Origin of the sequence: Streptomyces sp. NPDC090798 (assembly GCF_044768965.1) — a bacterium.
GTDB lineage: Bacteria > Actinomycetota > Actinomycetes > Streptomycetales > Streptomycetaceae > Streptomyces.
On sequence record NZ_JBIVXA010000004.1, the window covers coordinates 186,430 to 202,915 of the forward strand.

At 69.4% G+C, this 16,486-nt stretch carries 13 protein-coding genes; 4 read left to right on the forward strand and 9 right to left on the reverse strand.

Going from position 1 to position 16,486, the window contains the following annotated elements:
* Positions 1-226: 226 nt before the first annotated feature.
* The gene (locus tag ACIQTP_RS11055) at positions 227-2,233 is read right to left on the reverse strand and encodes a collagenase (protein ID WP_403398547.1); all 2,007 of its coding nucleotides are present in this window, start codon (positions 2,231-2,233) and stop codon (positions 227-229) included.
* A 246-nt stretch (positions 2,234-2,479) separates the two neighbouring features.
* Here ACIQTP_RS11055 and ACIQTP_RS11060 point away from each other — a divergent pair, with 246 nt between their 5' ends.
* On the forward strand, positions 2,480-3,913 hold the full coding sequence (locus tag ACIQTP_RS11060) for an aminopeptidase P family protein (protein ID WP_403398549.1): 1,434 nt from the start codon (positions 2,480-2,482) through the stop codon (positions 3,911-3,913).
* 32 nt (positions 3,914-3,945) lie between these two features.
* On the opposite strand, the gene ACIQTP_RS11065 is transcribed toward ACIQTP_RS11060, so the two are convergent.
* Together ACIQTP_RS11065 and ACIQTP_RS11070 are read right to left on the reverse strand one after the other, a co-directional pair.
* Positions 3,946-4,905 carry a LysR family transcriptional regulator gene (locus tag ACIQTP_RS11065; protein WP_402050551.1) on the reverse strand — a complete coding sequence of 320 codons (960 nt, stop codon included), beginning with the start codon at positions 4,903-4,905 and terminating at the stop codon, positions 3,946-3,948.
* A 301-nt stretch (positions 4,906-5,206) separates the two neighbouring features.
* Positions 5,207-6,214 (reverse strand): zinc-binding alcohol dehydrogenase family protein, encoded by a 1,008-nt coding sequence (locus ACIQTP_RS11070; protein WP_403398551.1) that lies wholly within the window; start codon positions 6,212-6,214, stop codon positions 5,207-5,209.
* A gap of 445 nt (positions 6,215-6,659) precedes the next feature.
* Between ACIQTP_RS11070 and ACIQTP_RS11075 the strand changes: the two genes are divergently transcribed.
* Positions 6,660-7,520 (forward strand): oxidoreductase, encoded by an 861-nt coding sequence (locus ACIQTP_RS11075; RefSeq protein WP_403398552.1) that lies wholly within the window; start codon positions 6,660-6,662, stop codon positions 7,518-7,520.
* A gap of 71 nt (positions 7,521-7,591) precedes the next feature.
* Entirely contained in the window at positions 7,592-8,104 is a 513-nt protein-coding gene (locus ACIQTP_RS11080) for a MarR family winged helix-turn-helix transcriptional regulator (protein ID WP_403398554.1), read from the forward strand.
* 138 nt (positions 8,105-8,242) lie between these two features.
* On the opposite strand, the gene ACIQTP_RS11085 is transcribed toward ACIQTP_RS11080, so the two are convergent.
* The 3 genes from ACIQTP_RS11085 to ACIQTP_RS11095 form a co-directional block, all read right to left on the reverse strand.
* Complete coding sequence (locus ACIQTP_RS11085) at positions 8,243-8,566, reverse strand: hypothetical protein (protein ID WP_403398555.1); 324 nt, start codon at positions 8,564-8,566, stop codon at positions 8,243-8,245.
* A 53-nt stretch (positions 8,567-8,619) separates the two neighbouring features.
* On the reverse strand, positions 8,620-9,309 hold the full coding sequence (locus ACIQTP_RS11090; RefSeq protein ID WP_403398557.1) for a DJ-1/PfpI family protein: 690 nt from the start codon (positions 9,307-9,309) through the stop codon (positions 8,620-8,622).
* A 269-nt stretch (positions 9,310-9,578) separates the two neighbouring features.
* Positions 9,579-10,592 carry an alpha/beta hydrolase family esterase gene (locus ACIQTP_RS11095; protein ID WP_403398559.1) on the reverse strand — a complete coding sequence of 338 codons (1,014 nt, stop codon included), beginning with the start codon at positions 10,590-10,592 and terminating at the stop codon, positions 9,579-9,581.
* 246 nt (positions 10,593-10,838) lie between these two features.
* Here ACIQTP_RS11095 and ACIQTP_RS11100 point away from each other — a divergent pair, with 246 nt between their 5' ends.
* Positions 10,839-11,690 (forward strand): helix-turn-helix transcriptional regulator, encoded by an 852-nt coding sequence (locus ACIQTP_RS11100; RefSeq protein WP_403398561.1) that lies wholly within the window; start codon positions 10,839-10,841, stop codon positions 11,688-11,690.
* Positions 11,691-11,784: 94 nt separating this feature from the next.
* On the opposite strand, the gene ACIQTP_RS11105 is transcribed toward ACIQTP_RS11100, so the two are convergent.
* The 3 genes from ACIQTP_RS11105 to ACIQTP_RS11115 all read right to left on the reverse strand — a co-directional run bounded on the left by ACIQTP_RS11105 (position 11,785) and on the right by ACIQTP_RS11115 (position 16,169).
* A complete protein-coding gene (locus ACIQTP_RS11105; protein ID WP_403398563.1) occupies positions 11,785-12,984 on the reverse strand; it encodes a beta-1,3-glucanase family protein in 1,200 nt (399 codons plus the stop codon).
* An 86-nt stretch (positions 12,985-13,070) separates the two neighbouring features.
* Entirely contained in the window at positions 13,071-14,330 is a 1,260-nt protein-coding gene (locus ACIQTP_RS11110; protein ID WP_403398564.1) for a family 16 glycosylhydrolase, read from the reverse strand.
* Between the two features lie 837 nt (positions 14,331-15,167).
* Positions 15,168-16,169 (reverse strand): LacI family DNA-binding transcriptional regulator, encoded by a 1,002-nt coding sequence (locus ACIQTP_RS11115; RefSeq protein ID WP_402050518.1) that lies wholly within the window; start codon positions 16,167-16,169, stop codon positions 15,168-15,170.
* Positions 16,170-16,486: the final 317 nt, after the last annotated feature.

The window sequence follows — 16,486 nt, forward strand, 5'->3', positions numbered from 1 at the left end:
GAACCGGCTCAAGCAGTCACGAGCGGTGGCCACCCGCTATGACTGGGAGGATGTCCGGGATCGGTCGGCAGCCGGATGACCTCGCCGCGGTCGCACCCGCCCACTCGGACGTCGATGGAGGAGCGAGCGCCGGCCTCGGTCAGCGTCACCCCGCCGCCTTGTCAGGCCGCGGGGTGACAGGGAGAGGCAGAGGCGGGCGGCGGCAGGCTCAGCCGTCAGCGCTCGGTCAGCTGCTGCTCCCCCGGCAGGCGCCGGCCGCGCAAGTGTCGAGCCAGGCGGCGAAGTCCGCGTCGTAACAGGTGCCGATGGCGGTGTGGTAGACCGCATAGGCTCCGGCGTAGTCGCCGGTGCGGAACTTGGTGAGCATGGCCTGCACGTCGTCCGGGTGGTTCTCCACCATGTACCGGACGGCCAGGTAGCCCCATGGGTAGGTGCGGGTCAGGTCGGAGTTCGCGTACGTGCTCTGCCACAGGGTGCTCAGGGCGTAGGTGTGCTTCCCGGCATCGGAGAGCGCCTCGGTGTCGGGCACGCCCCGGTAGCTGTACGAGACGTACTCGGCGAAGCCCTCGATCCACCAGATGTCCGGGACCGTCTGGCCCGCGGAGAAGTCGCCGTACGCGTCGTAGCGGCCGTCGAGGTAGTGGGTGTACTCGTGGTTCAGGTTCCAGATGTCCGCCGGGAAGCCGTCGCCCACGCTCTTCACGTAGGCGACGAAGCGGGCCTGATTGTCGGGGTCGGCGGGGTTGCCCTCCAGGTATTCGCCGCCGTTGTCGGTGCTGTTGCCGAAGATCCAGCCTGAGTACGTCCGGTAGTCCCTGGGGCTCGCGAAGACGACGATCTGGATGTTGGTGTTGTGGTCGTCGGCGACCGGGCCGCTGTCCTTGACAATGCCGTGGAAGTAGGCGTCCTGTCCCCGCACGCTCTCGCATGCCTCGGCGAGCGCCGAGTCGGTCAGGGACTGGGCCAGGAAAGTGTGCCCGTCATCGCACTTGTAGGTGATGGGGAGTGCCGCCGCGGTGAGCTTGGACGTCAGGTCGCAGGTGTCGTAGTACGAGCATTGCGCCGCGTCGTGCGCGGAGGTCATCTCGGCGGCACCGACCCACAGCGGAGCGGTCGGGCCGGTGATCGAGGAGGCGCCGAGCAGGCTCTTCACCATCGGCCGCACCTTGTCCTGGAGCCCGGCCGTGTCGAGAAAGCGCGCGGTCTCGGTTCCGGCGTTGGAGGCCATGAAGTACCAGGCCCCGCTCAGCATCGACATGTGGTTCAGGGTGAACGAGTTCAGCGTGTCGATGATGCTCGGGTCGGCGGTGACCGCGCTGATGAACGCGGGGTTGAAGTGGCCGCGGAAGAGCGGGGTGAAGACGTCGTTGACGGCCGTGTCCATGCTCCAGTAGGTGTCGTAGGAGCTGTCGTAGGCGTTCAGCACTCGCTTGTACGTGTCCAGGTAGCGAGCCTGCTCGTTGGCGCTGTCCGTCAGGATGATGACGTCGCCCAGGACGTTGCCGTGTTCCGAACTGACGTCCATGAAGTGGGAGTTGGCGGTGAACGCGTCCAGTCCGCCTTCGGTGGCCGCCGCCAGGGTCGGGCCGTAGTCGCCGACGTCGGCCGAGTCGTTGTACTGCACGTAGTACCCGGCGCGCAGGAACAGCACGAGCTGCCACACATGGGTGGAGTTGTCGCCGGGATACGTCTGCGACGCGCCCTGGAAGGCGCCTGCGACGGTCACCATCTGCGCCTCGCGGAACACGTTGCGCGCGTCCGTGCCGGTGATGCCGAACAGCGTATTGACGCAGTCGGTGGTCGAGTCCTTGATGTACGCGACCAGTTCGGACCCGGTACGGGCGCCGAAGTCGGCCGGGGTGCACGACGCGGCTGCCGCGTGTTTCGTGGCTTTGGGAGGCCGTACGGCCTTCGAGGCCGAAGAGGTCCGCGGCAACTGCGGGCTGAGCGGGCGGACATGGGCGGCGGCCAGTCGCCCGCTCCGGACATCCGCTTGATCGGACGCAGCGGTGTTCGCGCCGAGCGGCGACAGCGCACGCGGCTCGGGCTTGGTCACGGCGGTGGTCGTGGGAGCAGCCGTTGTGGCGGTCTTCGGTCCGGCTGCCGCGAGGACCGGCGCGGCCGGCACTCCTGCTGTCAGGGCGCTGACCGCCAGGCTGACGGCCAGGAATCCGGACGCGAATCTGGACGGACTTCCGGGACGGAACCCGGGCAGGGCAGGTCGACGACGCATCAATGCTCCTTCGTGAGTGGGGGTCGCTTCGAGCACGAGCGGCGAGCGTGGGGGGAACGTCCCACTCACCGTGACCAATGACAACGGACTGAGGGATACGACAATGGAGGGGCGGGCCATAACATCCGTTCCCGCAGGGGCGGTTGACGGCCAGGGCGGGACGCCGAGCAGACCTTCGCCTCGTGTTATGCTGCGGCGGGAAAACGGTATGGGGCGGGGCGGCCCCCCGCTCCCTACGATCCCGGTATGACGACGAAGAAGCCGCTCCACACTGGTTCGCACGACCTTCCGGTCTCCTCGGCGCTCGCCGAGTTCCTCATGGGGAACTGGGAGTCTTCGCCGCGAGCCGATCCGCCCCCGCAGTCGATCGCACCGTGGGCGGCCAAGCGGCGCGACCGGCTGTCCGCGCGCTTCCCCGGCGAACGGCTCGTCGTTCCCTCAGGCGTCCTCAAGGTGCGCAGCAACGACTGCGACTACCGGTTCCGGCCGCACACCGCGTTCTCGTACCTGACGGGTGGAACCGAGCCGGGCAGCGTCCTGATCCTCGAACCGACCGCCTCGGGTCACGAGGCGGTGCTGCACGTCCGTCCGCGATCCCCGCGCGACACCGGGGAGTTCTACCGCGACCGCCGCTACGGCGAGATCTGGGTCGGCCCTCGCGCCACCCTCGACGAGGCCTCCTCACTGCTCGGCGTGGCGACCCAGGGCCTCGACGACGTGCCCGCCCGGCTGAAGGACGCGCGGCCGACCCGCTTGCTGCGCGGCGTCGACCCGGAGGTCGACGCGCTCGTCGACAGCACCGGCCGCGAAGAGGCCGACCTCGAATTCGCCTCGTTCCTGTCCGAGATGCGCCTGGTCAAGGACGAGTGGGAGGTCGAGCAGCTGCAGATCGCGGTGGACGCCACGGCGGCCGGATTCACCGACGTCGTGCGCGCACTGCCCGAGGCCGTCCGTCATCCGCGCGGCGAACGCTGGGTCGAGGGCGTCTTCGGCCTGCGTGCCCGCCTCGAGGGCAACGGGCTCGGCTACGAGACGATCGCCGCCGCCGGAGCGCACGCGTGCGTTCTGCACTGGATCGCCAACGACGGTCCGGTGCATCCCGGTGACCTGCTGCTGCTCGACGCCGGCGTCGAGTCGGACACGCTCTACACCGCCGACATCACGCGCACCCTTCCGGTGAGCGGCACCTTCACCGCCGCGCAGCGCGACCTCTACGACCTCGTGCTCGCCGCGCAGGACGCCGGTATCGCGGCGGTCCGGCCGGGCGCGCGCTTCCGCGACTTCCACCTCGCTGCGATGCGGGTCATCGCCGAGGGGCTGCACTCCTGGGGCCTGCTCCCGGTGACGCCGGACGAGGCCCTTGAGCCCGAGAGCGGTCTGTTCCGCCGCTACACGTGGTGCAGCAGCGGGCACATGCTGGGCATGGACGTCCACGACTGCGCCGCGGCCCGTGCCGAGCAGTACCTGGACGGCGTTTTGGAGGCGGGCCACGTCCTGACCGTCGAGCCGGGCCTGTATCTCCAGCCGGACGACCTGACGCTGCCGCCGGAGCTGCGCGGCGTCGGCGTGCGCATCGAGGACGATCTGGTCGTCACGGAGGACGGCGCCCGCCTCATGTCGTCGGCGCTGCCGCGCACCGCGTCGTCGATCGAGACGTGGATGGGCGAGCTCCTGGCCTGACCCTGCGTCCCCAGGCGCGGGCGCCGCCGGACCTAGGAACGCGGCAGATGGAACGTCTGCGCCGCCCACGCCTGGAAGTGCGCCGACCGCGTGATGAGGTCGCGGTAGGACGCGTGCGCGGAGCTGAACAGTGTCTCCGTGATGTCCTCCGTGACCTGGTCGCGGCGCCATGCGAGCAGATAGCGGGTCCACAGCGGTGTGCCGGTCAGCGGTTTGACGATCACGCCCTGGTTCGGCCGGGTCGTAGCCTGCACGATGGAGACGCCGAGTCCCTCGGCGATCATGTCCTGGAGCTGGAGCCGGTCTCCGAGGTACTCATGGACGGCCGCGGGCGTGAACCCGGCTGCCGCGCAGGCCGCGTAGAACACGCCCGGCCAGCCGGCACCGTCGTCGGGGGTCAGGAACCAGGCCTCGTCGGCGAGTTCGGCGAGGGGGACCTCCATGCGGTGCTTGAGCCGGTGACCGGCGGGCAGGGCTACGAACGCGGGTTCGTTGACGATCTCGCGATGCGCCACGGCCGCGGAGTGCCGCAGCTCCATTCCGGGGTAGTCCGCGGCGATCGCGGCGTCCAGCTCGCCCTTCTCCAAGTGCTCGACTATCTCCGACGACGGGTAGACGCTGCTGACCGTCAGCGTGAGATCGGGCCTTCGGCTGCGTATGCGGACGACCATGCCGGACAGGACGGGCGAGTTGGTCGCCGCAAGGCGCAGGGCCCGGGGCGCTCCGACGCCGTCCCCCGCCGGACGGCGCCTGATGGCATCCGCACGGGCCAGAATGTCGCGCGCCTGAGTCAGGACCTCAAGACCGTACTGGGTCGGCTCGACTCCCGACGCCGTACGCACGAACAAGTCCTCACCGAAGAGCCGCTCGATCCGGCGCAGTTGAGTGCTCATCGCCGGCTGCGAGTACTTCAGGAGTGCCGCGGCCCGCCCCAGACTCCCGGCGTCGGCGATCGCACACAAGGTCCGTAGGTGCCGAAGCTCCAGGTCCATCGTCCGGGCTCCTCGTCTCGACGCTCCTGCCGTCCGCGGTCACCGGGCGACTCTAGCGGTGGTTCATCGCGGGGTCAGTAAGCGGAGGGTGGAGCTGGGCACGTCGACTGATGTCAGCTTGTGGGAGCGTCAGGGCAGCTCCGGCAGGGCGCCGCCGCCGTAGTGGCGACGGCACCGACCAGTGGCCCGCCAACCCGGCCAGGCCCGTCGCGGGTGATGCACGACTTCCCGGACGGGGGAGCGAGGGCCGGCCCGGCCGAGACAGCCGGAGCCGGTCGCGGTGGAGGGCCGGCCCGACGGTTCAGGGCTTGAGGATGAGCTTGCCCGTGGTCTGGCCGGTCTCCAGAAGACGGTGGGCCTCAACCGCCTCGGCGAGGGGCAGCGACTGAGTGGCCGGCGTGCGCACCTCGCCCGAGGCGACCCAGCCCACCAGGCGGTGCAGCGCCGCGCCCGCCTCCGGCAGCCGGTGCTCGAACCAGATACCCAGGTTGAAGCCGATCAGGGACTGGCTGGGAGCCGGGTCATACAGCAGCGGAGCCAGTGCGGCCGGGTCCAGGCCCTCGGTGGTTCCACTGACCGAGCCCAGGACGACCAGACGTCCGAACGGGGCCACGGCGCGCAGCGTCTGGGCCAGGCGGGCCGGGCCCGACATCTCCAGCGCGCCGTCCACCCCGACACCGCCCGTCAGTTCCCGCACCTCTTCCGGCCAGTCGTCCTGGGTGTAGTCGACGGCGTGGTCGGCCCCGAGGCCGAGTGCGATCCGACGCTTGGCCGGAGTGCTGGCGCCGGCGATCACCGTGTCGGCGCCCAGGAGCTTTGCGATCTGCACGGCGTACTGGCCGACACCCCCGGCCGCGGCGGGGATGAACACGCTCTGGCCCTTTCGGAGCCCGATGAGCTCGGTGAGAATGACGGTCGCCGCCAGTCCCGATACGACGATGCCCGCCGCGGCGTCGGAGTCGAGCCCTGCAGGGATCGGGATCACGCTGGGGGCGTAGGCGAGCGCCAGCTCCGCGTATCCGCCGGAGCCGTCGGCGCCGACGCTGCCGAACACCTTGGTACCGACCGCCGGGCCCTCCACGCCGGGCCCATGGGCGACGACGGTGCCCGCCACCTCGGCGCCCGGCACGAAGGGCGACGGCGTGGCCACCGGGTAGACGTCGCCGCGGCGGCGCATGACATCGGAGAAATTGACCGCAGCGGACTCCACGCGGATCAGTACCTGGCCGGGCCCCGGCTGCGGGTCAGGGAGCTCTACGAGCCGCAGCACCTCGGGGCCGCCCTGCTCGGTCATCTGGATTGCCTTCATCGCTGTACCTCACGTCGATTACGGATGATCTTGAACGGGATGAGAAACAGAGTCATGGGTCGCGGCACGGCACAGGTGGGCAGGAGGCCGAGTCCATTTGCTGTTCCGGACAGCATAATGCTCGACATCGCGGATCTATTCCATCGAGACGACGGGACCTGAGCGACTTAGACTGACATCCATGGGGTAACGATCCCACGGAGGCATCTACATGTCCTGGACAGTAAAATGGCCGACACGAGACCGAGAACCACGCGGCACGCCCCGGCGCGCGGCAGCGACTCACACCTGCCGGGGCGACACCGTTCCGTTCAGCCGCCCGGTCTCGAACCACTGACCGACGAGCAGTCGTCGGCTGCGCTGCGCAACGAGACGTCGGCCTGGCGAAATGGCAACGGCCGGCGCCGCTCGGTGACCGATTCGACTTGGAGACCAACGGATGCGTATGCCCACACCCCCCGCCAATCCGCCGCAGAGCACGTTCCGGCTGGGCGGCACACTTGCCGTCCCCCGCCTCGGTTTCGGGGCAATGCAACTCCCCGGCCGCTGGGGCGGCCCCGCGAGCGATCGTGCGACCGCGGTGGCGGTCGCACGTCTCGCCGTCGAACTCGGCGCGTGCCACATCGACACCGCGGCCTTCTACTTCACCGGCGACAACCACGCCAACGACATCCTGCGCGCGGCACTCCGCCCCTACCCCGCCGACCTTTCAATCGCCACCAAAGTGGGTCCGATGCGCCTGCCGAGCGGGAAGATGCACGGCGAGGCCGACCCCGCTCAGCTGCGAACCGAGGTCAAGCGCAACCTGACCGAGCTCGGCCTGGACATCCTCGACCTCGTCTACCTGCGGGTGCTCACCGCCGCTCCGCTCGGCGACCGCTTCGCCGTACTTGCCGAACTGCGCGACGAGGGACTGATCCGGCATCTGGGCGTCAGCAACGTCACCAGTGAACAACTCGCCGAGGCCCGTTCGATCGCACCGGTCGCCGCCGTTCAGAACCGCTTCGGCATCCTGGAGCAAAGCGACGCCGCGCTGGTCGACGAGTGTGCGCGAGCGGGCATCGCCTTCATGCCGTTCTTCGCGCTGGGGGGCGGCCACAGCCCACTGGACGATGGTGACCTGCTCGACGTCGCGAAACGTCACGGGGCCACCCCTTTCCAGGTGGCCATCGCCTGGGGGCTGGCGCGCTCGCCCTCGATCGTGCAGATCCCCGGCACCGCTTCTCTCAGCCACCTGCGGCAGAACATGGAGGCCGCGCGCATCACCCTCGACCAGCACGACATGGCGCTGCTCACCCGGCGGTGACCCCTCACCGCGCGGCGGTGCCCGCCGGCCGGCGCGAACCGGTCCGAAGCCGCAGCACAGTAAGATGATCCATGACTTCACGACAGCCCGGCCGGGGAGGCGCCCCCTCCGCCACCGCTGCCGGCAGCGGACCCATCAGCAACGCTCTGATCCGGGTAACACGGCTGCACGTCATGCAGGCAAGGCAGTTGTTCCGGGCCGTCGGACTGCATCCCGGCCACGAACTGCTCCTGATGCACCTGTGGGACACCGGACCCCAGCGGCAGGCGGACCTCGCCGTGGTCTTCGACACGGACTCGGCTGCCATGACCCGCACCGTGCAACGCCTCGAGCGGGCCGGGTTCGTCCGCCGCCGACCCGACCCGAACGACGGGCGAGCCACGCTGGTGGAGACCACCGCCGCCGGCAACGGACTGCGACGCTCGGTGGAGCAGCTGTGGGCACAACTCGAAGCGATCACGACCGCCCAGATGACACCCACGCAGCAAAGGGCACTATTGGAAGGACTCGAACAGGTCGAGCACAATCTGGCCACCGGTCACGGCCCCACAGGTCACGAGCCCGTCCGGTCCCAGGGCGATTGATCGTGCGGGTGGCATTTAATCAACTGGCCTGGCAGACCGGCATGTTGGTGCTTGTGGAGGGAACGTCGAGCGACTCGAGGAGTTCGGCTCCCCCGTTTTCGGGGGTGCCTGCCGCGTATGGAGGCTGCGGGTCGCATTTCACCCGCCCGCGGCCTCTTCCCGAACGGTGCGACGACGGCCGGTGACCTTGGACGCCGGCAGACGTCCGGCCTTGGAGGTGCCGGTGAGCGTGTCGCCGTCGACCGTCAGGACGAAGGCCAGGTTCAGGCGCATGGGCTTGGTGATGGCCTGCTTCCAGGTGAGCCGTTCGCCGTCGAGAGCGACGTCGTCGAGCGGGACCTGCTCTCCCGCCCCGTGGGCGGCCCCGGTCAGGACACCGTCCTGCCGACGGAGCTCGACCACGGAGTTGATCTTGCCAATGGGGGTGGAGATGGACAGGTCCCAGGTGCCTTCGATGGGCATGCCGTTGTTCTTCCTCACGGTGCGGAGCGGGTAGGACGTGTGCGAGAGGCCGGTCAGAGGGCGGTGGGCGCAGGGCCCTGGTGGCGCCAGACCGTGCCGCGGCGCTCGTGGGCGAACAACTCCTCGACCGCATGGGCGATCCGGGGGCCCACCTCGCGCTCCAGCAGATGCAGGCCCAGGTCGAGTCCGGAAGTGACACCGGCGCCGGTGACGAGATCGCCGTCGTCGACGACGCGGGCGTGGACGGCGTGGGCGCCGGTGGCGTCCAGCATGTCCAGGCCCATGTGATGGGTGGTGGCGTGGCGGCCCTCCAGCAGGCCGGCCATGGCCAGGACGAGCGAACCACCGCACACCGCGGCGACCGTCACCTCCGGATTCCCCATCGCCGCCTTCATGAGCGTGGGCAGCTCGGTGGTCAGGGTGCGGCCCAGCAGCACGGGGATGAACTCGTCCTGCCGCCACTCTCCGGCCCCCACCTCCTGGTCAGGGACCTCGCCGGGCTCTCCGACACGGCCCGAGGCGCCAGGAATCAGGATCAGGCCCGCACGCGCGGGGTCGAGTGTGGCAGCGGCGCGCAGTGCCAGGCCACCGGTACCGCTGACCACCTCACGTGCCCCCTCGGCGGAGACCAGTTCCACGGTCACCGCGCCGCCCGAGGCGGTGCCGCCGGCGTACAGCACCTCATAGGGGGCGATGACATCCAGCGGATCGAAGCCATCGAACAAGACGATCTGGACGTGCATGGAAGGTCCTTCAGGTGTGGCGGAGCCGGTCTTCGCGCCGGACGCTCCCGACGCTAACCGGCTGCCCGATCGCCTCCCAGTGGCATTTGTGACACCTCCCAACGGGATATCGCCACTGACCCACGGATAGGCTCTGAGCTGCGGGAACTACCGATATCGCCTCCATTTCCGCTGACGTCGGCGCCTGCGAGCATGTGTCCCGTGGTGTCGCCCCCACCGCTGTGGCCGACGACCTGGCCGCCCGGATCGCGGTCCCCACCCCGAGGTTCTTACTGCGGAGGTGGAGGGGCGTCCGCCTCCATCGCCCCGTTGAAGAACTCCCAGATGGCGGCCGGGGCATTGAGGGTGTGGTCGGTCCTGCCCATGAGCCGGGGGAAGCGGTAGTCGGGGTTGGGGATCGTGTGGCCGCCGCCGGAGACCGTGAACGCCACGACGGGGGCCTTGCCGTGCTGGCTGTAGCGGGTCTCGATCACCGACGGACCGTCCGCGTCGCCGGACCCGTCCAGGGGCAACTCCGTGGGCGGCCGGCTGATCGGGCGCCGGGTGATGCCGTTGACCTCGGCGAAGGCACGGGCGGTAGCCTCGGCGGACAGCACGGTGCCGCGCTTCTGGAAGCCGAAGATGCTTGCCTCGCCGCCTTCGTACGGCATGATCGGGTCGCTCGTTCCGGCGATGAGCAGGACGGGCAGCGGGTGCTTCGGCTCGGTGACGGCCCACTGGTCCGGGGTGGGCAGGCCCGCCCCGATCACGGCGATGGCGGCGATCCTCTCCGGCGTCCGGGCGGCGAGACGGAAGGCCATCTGCCCGCCGTTGGAGAAGCCGGTGACGAACACCCGGGCGGGATCGATGCCGTGCCGCCGGCCGAACCGCTCGACGAGCGCGGCGATCAGGCCCTCGTCGTCGACATCCTCTTTTCGGGCGGGGGTGACCGCGGAGGTCCGGCCGTCGTTCCAGCCTCGCTTGTAGCCGTCCGGATAGACCACGGCGAACTTGTGCCGCTCGGCCAGCTTGTCGAAGCCGTACCCGGTGGCCTTACGGATGGTCTTCCCGTCCTGCTGTGAGCCGTGCAGGACGAACAGCAGGGGTGAGCCGGGCGGCAGATCCGCGGGCACGAAGGCCCGGTAGGCACGCGTCCGGTCGCCCACGGTGATCGTGTCCACCGTCACCGGGGCGCTCAGCCGCGGCTCGGCGGGGCTGGGGCTGTGCAGGAAGTACCCGTACGCGGCGGCACCCGCCAGCACCACCACGCCGATCACGGCCGCCACCGTCAGTGCCGCGCTCACCGGCGTGCCCCGTGGGCCGTCGCGCAAGAGCCGCCGGTCACCCTGTGCTCGGCCACCACGCCGCCCACATGGTCATTCGCGCCCGTCCTCCGTACCCGCATGACCTTGTCCTCGCGTCGTTCCATGTGCTTTCCCTTGCTTCCACGTCGTTCTGCCTGCGCTTTCACCCTGCGGTGACGGCCCGGGCGGTATCCAGGGACCGAGAGTCCGTGGCTGGCCGGCGCGCCCCGCCGTACCGTGGTGACCATGGACAAGCACGCTCTCGCGGCCTTCCTGCGCGGCAAACGGGAACGCGTACGCCCCGAGGACGTCGGCCTGCCGCACGGACCCAGGCGTCGCACCCCCGGGCTGCGCCGCGAAGAGGTCGCCCAACTCGCGCACATCTCCGTGGACCACTACAGCCGCCTGGAACAGGCCCGAGGACGCCATCCCTCGCACGCCGTCCTGACCGGCATCGCCCGCGCGCTGCGCCTGTCCGACCAGGAACGCACCCACCTCTTCCGCCTCGCCGGAGAGGCGGCACCCGAGCCTGTCCAGGGGCCCTCCCGCGACGTGGACCCCGGCACACTGAATCTGCTGGAGCGCCTCACCGACGCCGGCGCCCTGGTGCTCGACAACACCTGTCGAGTTCTGGCCTGGAATCCCTTGGCGGCAGCCCTCTTCGAGGACTTCTCCGCCCTGACCGGCTCGGACCGCAACGTCATCCGCCGCTACTTCCTGCACCCCGACCCCGAGCACCGCGGCTACGGCATGACCCAGCCCCACCGTTTCGTGACCGCCGCCGTCAGCTATCTGCGCGTCGCCACCGCCCGTTACCCGGACAACGCCGAACTCCACGCCCTCGTCGACGAGTTGCTCGCCGGCAGCGAGGACTTCGCCCGGCTGTGGAATTCCCACGAGCTGCGCATCGAACACCACGACCACCAGGAGATCCGGCATCCCCAAGTCGGGCCGATCGAGCTGGACTTCGACGTCCTGACCGTGCCGGGCCAGGACCAGCAGCTGATCATCTTCACCGCCGAACCGGACTCCCGCGCCTACCGGACGCTGCAACTGCTCAAAGTCATCGGCACCCAGCGCATGGACATCGCCACCTGACCCACGTTCCGTCCAAGCCCTTCCCCACGGAAACGAACGGCACGAACGGCACGAACAGCCCGATGAACCCCTGCTCCTCGTCGGTGGACAGCCCCTAGAACGGCGTCAGCGTCAGGCGGATCCCCGTGGGGGCGGTGTCCTGGATGTAGGAGGCGAAGTCGGCGACATCGTCGAAGGCGAAGCCGTAGGCCTTCCCGTCCTCGGTGGCCGCGTGGACGGCTTTCGCGTAGTGGTTGGTGAGCTCGGCCCGGTAGAAGTCGCCTGCGGCGGTGCTCGGTTGGGCCGCGTTGCTGAGCAGTGTGGAGCGGTTGAAGCCGGCGCCGAGGACCGCGGCGACCGGGCCGGTCGTGCCGTCGTTGGGCGCGGCGAGGTTCCCGTCGCAGAAGAGGACGTCACGGGTGGAGGGCTTGCTGAAGGACACGGCGGCGGGTCCCTCGAAGGTGAACTTGTCGCCGCGCACCCGACCTGTGAACGTGCCTGCGTTCGTGGTGACGGTGAGGTCCTTGCCGGTGTAGGTGCTCCATACCTCGTCGATGTACGGGGCGAAGTAGTCCTTGGCGAACAGGCCGGCGTCGAGACCGTGACCGGGGGCGATGATGCGAACGTCGTCCACCACCAGCGGCGCGAACTCCTCGACCTGCTTCACGGCGCTGAAGGCGGCCGCACGGCCGCCGTCACGGACGGTACCGGTGGTCTGTTCCTTGTCCCCGTTCAGACGAATGCTCATCGGCACACTGAACATGTCGACCATCGTCGTGTTGCAGAACATGCCGGCGGAGTTGTACGTGAACTCGGCGCAGTCGTGCAGGACCGCGTAGTTGGGGTCCGAGGTGACCCAGCCGGCCGGGTACTGGAGAGCGGCGTTGCCGTTGCCGTCCGCGACGGCCTTGAACTTCAGCTTCTCGCCGAGTGCCACGTAGATGCGGCCGGACATGTAGGGGAGGGAGAGTTGCGTCTCTCCGCTGTCGGCCAGGGTGAGCGCGTAGTCGGTGAACCCGTCCGCGCCGTTGTCCGACAGGGAGATGGGAGCGAGGGTGCCGTCCTGCGTGACGCGGACCTGCTTCCCGTCCTGGTTGCCGACTATGTAGACATGCACCGACGTGTTGTCGAACGAGCCGTTGCTGTTGGCGATCGTCAGGGGGAGAGAACCGCCGGCGGCCTTGGCGGAGTTTTCGGTCGTACCGGCCAGGGCGTGCGGGGCGATCGTCGCGATCGCCGGAATGGCCACGGCCGCGCCGCCCAGGGCGAACAGAGTCCTGCGGCGGGTCAGACTGCGCTGGTGACGAGGCGTCATCTGTTCTGTGCTCCTTGGTGCCTGTGCCTGTACAAGGCCGTGGGGGGATGGGATGCGGGTGAGTAGGGGAAGATGGAGTGCGGCGGTCAGCCGAGGGTCCATTTCTGGTTGGCCGTGCCGCCACAGGTCCAGATCTGCAGACGGGTGCCGTCGGCCGAGGAGCTGTCCTTGGCGTCGAGGCACTTGTCGGCAACGGTGTTCGTCAGATCGCCGGCGGAGGTGAGGGTCCACTGCTGCGCCTTCGTGCCGTTGCAGCTGTAGAGCTGGACCGGGGCGCCGGCCTCGGTGGAGGCGGCGCGGACGTCGAGGCACTTGCCCAGGGCCCGCACAGTGCCGTCGCCGCCCACGGTCCACTTCTGGGCGTCGGCCCCGTTGCAGTCGTGGAGTTGGATGGGCGTCTCGTCGGCGCTTGACGCTCCGGCGACGTCGACGCACTTGCCTCCGATGCCCTTGATCGCGCCGGTGAACGCCGCACTGTTCGCGGAGCTGACGTGCACGTAGTCGACGGTCATGGTCTGTGGGAAGGACGTGCCGGCGTCGGGGCCGCCGGGCCAGTCGCCGCCGACCGCGAGGTTCAGGATGACGAAGAACGGATGGTCGTAGACCCACTTCTTGCCGTTCACGTCGGACGGGGTGCGGGTCTCGTAGGCCTGGCCGTCGACGGACCAGGTGATGGAGGTGGGGCTCCAGTCGACCGCGAAGACGTGGAAGTCGTCCGCGAAGGCTTTGCCGTTGGGCAGCGTGTACGCGGCGCCGATGCCGCCCGAGCCGGAGTAACCGGGACCGTGGATGGTCCCGTGTACGGTACCGGGTTCCTTGCCGACGTTCTCCATGACGTCGATCTCGCCGCTGTTCGGCCAGCCCGCGCTGCCCAGGTCGTCGCCCAGCATCCAGAAGGCAGGCCAGACGCCCTGCCCGCGCGGCACCTTGATGCGGGCCTCGAACCGGCCGTACGCCTGGGTGAAGGTGTGCGCGGTGTTGAGCCGGGCCGAGGTGTACTGGCAGGTGCCGTTCCAGCACTGGAGTCCCGAGTCGGCGTTCTTGCGCGCGGTGATCACCAGATGGCCGTTCCCGTCGAGGGAAACGTTGTCGGAGCTCTTGGAGTAGTACTGCAGTTCGTGGTTACCGTTGCCGGAACCGCCGGTCTCCAGGGACCACTTGGCCGCATCCGGCGCGCTGCCGGCGGCTCCGTCGAAATCGTCGGACCAGGTCTGCGCGGCCGGAGCCGCCTGGGCCCGGTTTACCGCGGGACTCGTCGTGGTGATGAGGACGCCTACGGCGAGGGCCGCGGCGAGCAGCAGCACCAGCCCGCCGAGTGACCATCGACGCGCGCGATGAGCAGCCATGGCTGAACACACCTTGTCTGTGGGGAGTTCCAACTCTTGCCCCCGGTCCGCGCCCGCCGCGCGAGCCGTCGGAGCGGACTCTTGAGAGCGCTCTCCTGCCTGCCGCGGACGCCACCGGTGGGCCCCGATGGTACGCATGACTCGTTGAGGGGCCAACCTGTCGGCGAGCTCCCCAAATCCCTCTGAACTGCGGTTACTTGCCAAAACGCGAACGGCCCAAGATTCCTTAAGCCGCGTTTAAGCCGCACTTAAGAAGGAGCGCTCCGCTTTTCGGCGCGCGACCCGCATGCCGGGTCGCATGTGCGGGGCGGGGATGCAGTCGATCGCCGAGCGTCGGCTGGTCATCCGGCTGAAGGTGGACCGGTTGTACGGAACGGCGCTCGCCATCAACGTCTGGGGTCCGCCGGGGAGGGCGCTGATCACGGCGATACACCGAGGAGTGCGAGCGGCATGGTTCCGGAGCCCGCAGACCAGGCCGGCATCCGAGAGCGACGCGGGAAGACCGGCGGGCGCGGTTCGGCAGCCCGACAGGTCAGTCCCTCCCTGTCACGGCATGTCGGGATCGGGCAGGGAAGAGAAGGCCGCGATCGTCCGCAGGCACAACGACGTCGGTCTCCTCGTGGCGCGGAGCGGACCACGTGTCCAGCGCTTCGTGCGGGCACCGAACCCTCTGACCTGCCGTTCGGGCGCGCTCGGCTGTCGCCGCGGTGACCTGGCCACGCCCGCACCTGACGCCGACAGGTCCGGCACAGTCCGTCGGCCGTCCACGCCGCACCGCCCCACTGCGTGAGCAGCCCGACGCGAGGCACGCCGTGCGAACGACTCTCCGAACACGGCCTACGCGGACTCCCGCAGCCTCAGCTCCGCCCCCACCACCAGTTCGTCCCGGCCGAGCGGATCCTCGCCGGACAGCAGCCGAGCCGTCTGTTCCACGACGAGAGCGCCGAGCGCCCGCGTGTCCAGGGCCACGGTGGACAGCGGCGGCTCGACGAGCGCCCCGAGTTGGAGGCCGTCGAAGCCGATCACCGCGAGGTCGCGAGGAACCTGACGTCCGAGCCGGCGCGCTCCGCGCAGCGCACCTATGGCGACGATGTCGTTGAAGGCGAACACGGCTGTCACGTCCGGGTGCTCGGCGAGCAGGTCCTTCAGCGCGCTCTCCCCGCCCTCCACGCTCTGGTCGGCGCGGCTCACCGGGCCGGCGTCGAGCCCGCAGGCGGCCATCGCGTCGGCGAACCAGGCGTGGCGGATGCTGGGCTCGGACCGGCCCGCGTGGTCGAGCATGCCGATGTGCCGGTGCCCGGACTCGACGAGGTGCGCGATGGCCGCGCGGACGCCCTTCTCGCCGTCGATCCGGATGGAACTGAACCGTTCGGTGCGGTGCTCCCGGTCGATGAGCACCACGGGCAGCCCGCGTGCCAGTTTGTCGATCTCGTCCTCGGGCTGGCTCAGATAGCCGACGACGGCGTCCACCTGGGAGGCGATCACCTGGAGCGTGCCGCGCTCCTCCTCGATGCGGTCACCGGTGTCGTACACGACGACATGCCACCCACGGGACCGCGCCGCGTCCAGAGCGGCCGCGGCGACCTCGGTGAAGAACGGGTTGAGCAGGTCGGGGATCACCAGCCCGACGCTGATGGTGTCCTGCCGCACGAGCCCTCTGGCGAACCTGCTGGGGCGGTACCCCAGCGCGAGCGCCGCGTCGAGGACGCGCTGCTTGGTGGTGACGTCGATCTCGCCCTTGTCGTTGAGCGCCCGAGACACCGTCTGCCGGGACACTCCGGCGGTCCGGGCCACATCGTGAATCGTCACTCTGCGGGATCCGGTCCCCGACGACGCCATCACTACCTCCGTACCTGTGTCGACGCAGGCGCGCCGTAGGGACACTGAGTATGCACCGGGCCGAAGCTATGGTGCGACCTTGTGCGCGGGCCCTCGACGATCATGGCCGTCGTTTGGCCCGCGCCGATCGCCAGGCCATCACCAGTGGTCAGCGGTGTCATGTGAGCTCTCCTTAACCTGCCGGACCCGTGGACGACTCGAGAGTCTTGACACTCGGCCGATCCTCGGCGCAAACTCCGAATCACTTCATAACACGCTCCCGTGAGCGCTCCCGTGAACGTTCACGTGAACGTTCACGAACCTTATCCCAACCAGAA

Bases quoted from the DNA above. Each gene is read 5' to 3' on its own strand.
- ACIQTP_RS11055 (WP_403398547.1), bottom strand. From the start codon at position 2,233: ATGCGTCGTCGACCTGCCCTGCCCGGGTTCCGTCCCGGAAGTCCGTCC.
- ACIQTP_RS11060 (WP_403398549.1), top strand. From the start codon at position 2,480: ATGACGACGAAGAAGCCGCTCCACACTGGTTCGCACGACCTTCCGGTC.
- ACIQTP_RS11065 (WP_402050551.1), bottom strand. From the start codon at position 4,905: ATGGACCTGGAGCTTCGGCACCTACGGACCTTGTGTGCGATCGCCGAC.
- ACIQTP_RS11070 (WP_403398551.1), bottom strand. From the start codon at position 6,214: ATGAAGGCAATCCAGATGACCGAGCAGGGCGGCCCCGAGGTGCTGCGG.
- ACIQTP_RS11075 (WP_403398552.1), top strand. From the start codon at position 6,660: ATGCCCACACCCCCCGCCAATCCGCCGCAGAGCACGTTCCGGCTGGGC.
- ACIQTP_RS11080 (WP_403398554.1), top strand. From the start codon at position 7,592: ATGACTTCACGACAGCCCGGCCGGGGAGGCGCCCCCTCCGCCACCGCT.
- ACIQTP_RS11085 (WP_403398555.1), bottom strand. From the start codon at position 8,566: ATGCCCATCGAAGGCACCTGGGACCTGTCCATCTCCACCCCCATTGGC.
- ACIQTP_RS11090 (WP_403398557.1), bottom strand. From the start codon at position 9,309: ATGCACGTCCAGATCGTCTTGTTCGATGGCTTCGATCCGCTGGATGTC.
- ACIQTP_RS11100 (WP_403398561.1), top strand. From the start codon at position 10,839: ATGGACAAGCACGCTCTCGCGGCCTTCCTGCGCGGCAAACGGGAACGC.
- ACIQTP_RS11105 (WP_403398563.1), bottom strand. From the start codon at position 12,984: ATGACGCCTCGTCACCAGCGCAGTCTGACCCGCCGCAGGACTCTGTTC.
- ACIQTP_RS11110 (WP_403398564.1), bottom strand. From the start codon at position 14,330: ATGGCTGCTCATCGCGCGCGTCGATGGTCACTCGGCGGGCTGGTGCTG.
- ACIQTP_RS11115 (WP_402050518.1), bottom strand. From the start codon at position 16,169: ATGGCGTCGTCGGGGACCGGATCCCGCAGAGTGACGATTCACGATGTG.